The organism is Thermodesulfobacteriota bacterium (assembly GCA_036482575.1).
In the GTDB taxonomy this organism is placed as follows: Bacteria; Desulfobacterota; GWC2-55-46; order GWC2-55-46; family JAUVFY01; genus JAZGJJ01.
The window spans coordinates 1-3,118 of record JAZGJJ010000207.1 but is presented as its reverse complement, the minus strand read 5'-3'; the positions used below and the strand labels follow the sequence as shown (position 1 = coordinate 3,118).

The 3,118-nt window shown below is 58.0% G+C and carries 4 protein-coding genes; all 4 read left to right on the top strand.

Translation table 11 applies throughout. From position 1 onward, the window contains the following. Positions 1 to 1,042, top strand: a 1,042-nt coding sequence (gene lnt, locus V3W31_09265) for an apolipoprotein N-acyltransferase (protein ID MEE9615114.1), incomplete at its 5' end; no start/stop codon positions are given. 2 nt (positions 1,043 to 1,044) lie between these two features. Beyond that, positions 1,045 to 2,197, top strand: a protein-coding gene (gene prfB, locus V3W31_09260; GenBank protein MEE9615113.1) for a peptide chain release factor 2 whose coding sequence is annotated in 2 segments (ribosomal slippage) — positions 1,045 to 1,113 and positions 1,115 to 2,197 — 1,152 coding nt in all. Because the reading frame shifts where the segments join, the coding sequence is not laid out codon by codon here. Between the two features lie 60 nt (positions 2,198 to 2,257). After that, positions 2,258 to 2,569, top strand: coding sequence for a 50S ribosomal protein L21 (gene rplU / locus V3W31_09255; GenBank protein MEE9615112.1), 312 nt, complete (start codon positions 2,258 to 2,260; stop codon positions 2,567 to 2,569). Positions 2,570 to 2,656: 87 nt separating this feature from the next. Further along, the gene (gene rpmA, locus V3W31_09250; GenBank protein MEE9615111.1) at positions 2,657 to 2,908 is read left to right on the top strand and encodes a 50S ribosomal protein L27; all 252 of its coding nucleotides are present in this window, start codon (positions 2,657 to 2,659) and stop codon (positions 2,906 to 2,908) included. Positions 2,909 to 3,118 lie beyond the last annotated feature (210 nt).

The following is a 3,118-nucleotide window of genomic DNA, read 5'->3' as shown; positions in this document are numbered from 1 at the left end:
CTTCCTCGGCTTGAAGGCGTTAAGCGGGGCGGAGAGGAGGGTCCCGGTTACGGAGGCCGTGGTTACGATAATCCTTTTGACTTCGGTTTTGGGCTATGGTTTTATAAGGAAGGGAAGGGTGGACGCGGCCGTATCCGGTTGGGAAGAGCTTGAAGTCGCGCTGGCACAGGGGAATATCGACCAGTCGTTTAAGTGGGACCCGGCCTTCCAGCAGAAGTCCATAGCCCTCTACAGGGACCTCACCATAAAGGCCGGGAAGGACGGAGCGGAACTGGTCGTCTGGCCCGAGACCGCCGTACCCTTCTACCTTGAAAGCGACCCCATGGGGCCGGTGGTGCTCGATATCGCCAACGAGGCCGGAGTTCGTATCCTGACGGGCGCGCCGGCCTATGACCCGGATATCCGGGCTGGCGGTGGCGGCGGTGGTGGGCGCAACTACTTCAACAGCGCCTATCTTATCGCGCCCCCGGGCATCATAACCGGCAGGTACGATAAGATCCACCTCGTGCCCTTCGGCGAGTACGTGCCGCTCAAAAAGCTCCTCTTCTTCGTGGACAAGCTGACCCACGGCATAGGGGACTTTACCCCCGGCACGAGCACCGAGCCGCTCAAGTTCGGCCGGCCGGGGGGTAAGGGGGGGGTGGGTCTGGGCGTGCTCATCTGCTACGAGGCCATCTTCCCCGCCATAGCGAGGGCGTTCGTAAGAGACGGCGCGACGCTCCTCGTTAACGTCACGAACGACGCCTGGTTCGGGAAGACGTCGGCCCCGTACCAGCACCTCGCCATGACCGCGGTGAGGGCCGTTGAGAACAGGGTGTTCCTTGTAAGAGCCGCCAATACCGGAATAAGCGCGATAGTCGATCCGGCGGGGAGGATTATCGAGCGGAGCGAACTCTTCGAAGAGGCCCTCGTAATGGGGAGCGTGGGGCTCAGGCAAGGGGGTAAGAGTTTTTACACCCTTTACGGCGACGTATTTGCGCTGGGTTGTCTGGCACTTACGGGCGTATTTATCGCCCTCGGATTAAATCGACGGAGGTACTGAAGATGTATGACGAGATAAAAGACAGCCTTAACGGGATAAAGGTCAGGTTCGAAGAGCTAAGGGGTTATCTTTGACCCGGATAAAGGTAAAGACGAACTAAAAGAGATAGAGAAGCGCGCCTCCGAGCCGTCCTTCTGGGAGGACCCCGATGCCGCCCGTCCCCTGATGAAGAGGAAGTCCGAGTTAGAGGCGGCGGTCGGGTCGTTCGATAGGATATGGGGGCATATCGAGGAAGCGGAGGTGCTCCTCGGCCTTGCCGAGGAGGAGGACGACGCGGCGTGCGCCAGGGACGCCGAGGACAGGCTCGCCGAGGCCGTTAAGGCCATTGAGGCCGTCGAGGTACAGCGTATGCTCGGCGGCGAGCACGACGGGCTCAGCGCCATAGTCTCCATAAACCCCGGCGCCGGAGGCACCGAGGCCCAGGACTGGGCCGATATGTTGTTGCGCATGTATCTCAGGTGGGCCGAGACCAGAGGTTTCTCCACCGAGATAGTCGATTACCAGCCCGGCGAGGAGGCCGGGGTGAAGAGCGTTACCCTTACCGTCGTCGGCCAGTTCGCATACGGTCACTTGAGGGCCGAGGTGGGGGTGCACAGGCTCGTCAGGATATCCCCCTACGACGCGGCGAAGAGGCGCCATACCTCATTTGCTTCGGTCTCCGTATACCCGGAGATAGAAGGCGATATAGAGGTTGAAGTGAACGAAGCGGACTTGAGGATCGACACCTACCGCGCGAGCGGCGCCGGAGGCCAACACGTCAATAAGACAGACTCGGCCGTCAGGATAACGCACGTCCCCACCAATATAGTCGTCCAGTGCCAGAACGAGAGGAGCCAGCACAAGAACAAGGCCACGGCCATGAAGATACTCCGCTCCCGCCTCTACGAGCAAAGGATGAAGGAGGAGGAGGAGAAGATGGACTCCCTGCATAAGGAGAAGCGCGACATAGCGTGGGGAAGCCAGATACGCTCCTACGTGCTTCAGCCCTACAGGCTCGTCAAGGACCACAGGACCGGGATAGAGAACGGCAACGTAGACGCGGTCCTGGACGGGGCCATAGACCGGTTTATAGAGGGGTATCTGCTCGGCGCGGGGCCAAAAAATGGGAAAAAAGGAAAAAACGGAAAAAAAGGGGGGAAAGGGCAAAAGGCTTGACAACTGCCCGTATAATCGGATAATATACTTTTTTCCCTTTTAAGAGTGGAGGATACAAGTATGTATGCGGTTATAAAAACGGGCGGCAAGCAGTATACGGTGAGAGAAGGGGACGTCCTTAAGGTCGAAACCCTCGGCGGAGAGGCGGGAGACCCCCTTGAGCTCACCGAAGTCCTTGCCGTCGGCGAGGGCGAGGAGTTGAAGGTCGGCACGCCCGTGCTTCCCGACGCGAAGGTCGTATGCGAGGTCCTGGAGCAGGGGAAGCACAAGAAGGTCGTCGTCTTCAAGAAGAAGCGCAGGAAGGGCTACTCCAGGAAGCAGGGACACCGCCAGAGATATACCAGCATAAGGATTAAAGAGATACAGGGATAAGATACCGTGATGCGTGTACGTTATACGTGATGCGGGAAGATTTTTTAAAATACGCATAACGCATCACGGCCTTCAGGAGGTCTTAAGATGGCACATAAAAAAGCGGGCGGAAGCTCAAGGAACGGAAGGGACAGTCAGGGCCAGAGGCGCGGGGTGAAGCGTTTCTCCGGCCAGGCCGTCACCGCCGGCTCCATCCTTGTACGTCAGCTCGGCACCAGGGTCTACCCCGGAGCGAACGTCGGGATGGGCAAGGACTATACCCTCTTTGCGAAGATGGACGGGGTGGTGAACTACGAGACGAGAGGCAAAAAGAAGGTCGTAAATATAGTCGCCTCGTAAGAGATAAGAAAAAACAGACCACGGCAAAGGGCGGTAAGTTATCCGCCCTTTTTTTATTTCAATTCGCGGCGGAAGGCAGTTCTTGAGGGAAACTTTTTGTAAAAAGTTTCCCTCAAACTCCTTTCAAAAACTTTTAGTTCTTACCCGGGGGCACCCCCCCGTTGGGGGGGTGCCCCCGGGTAACTATAAGTCTTCGGAGGGGGGTCTGGG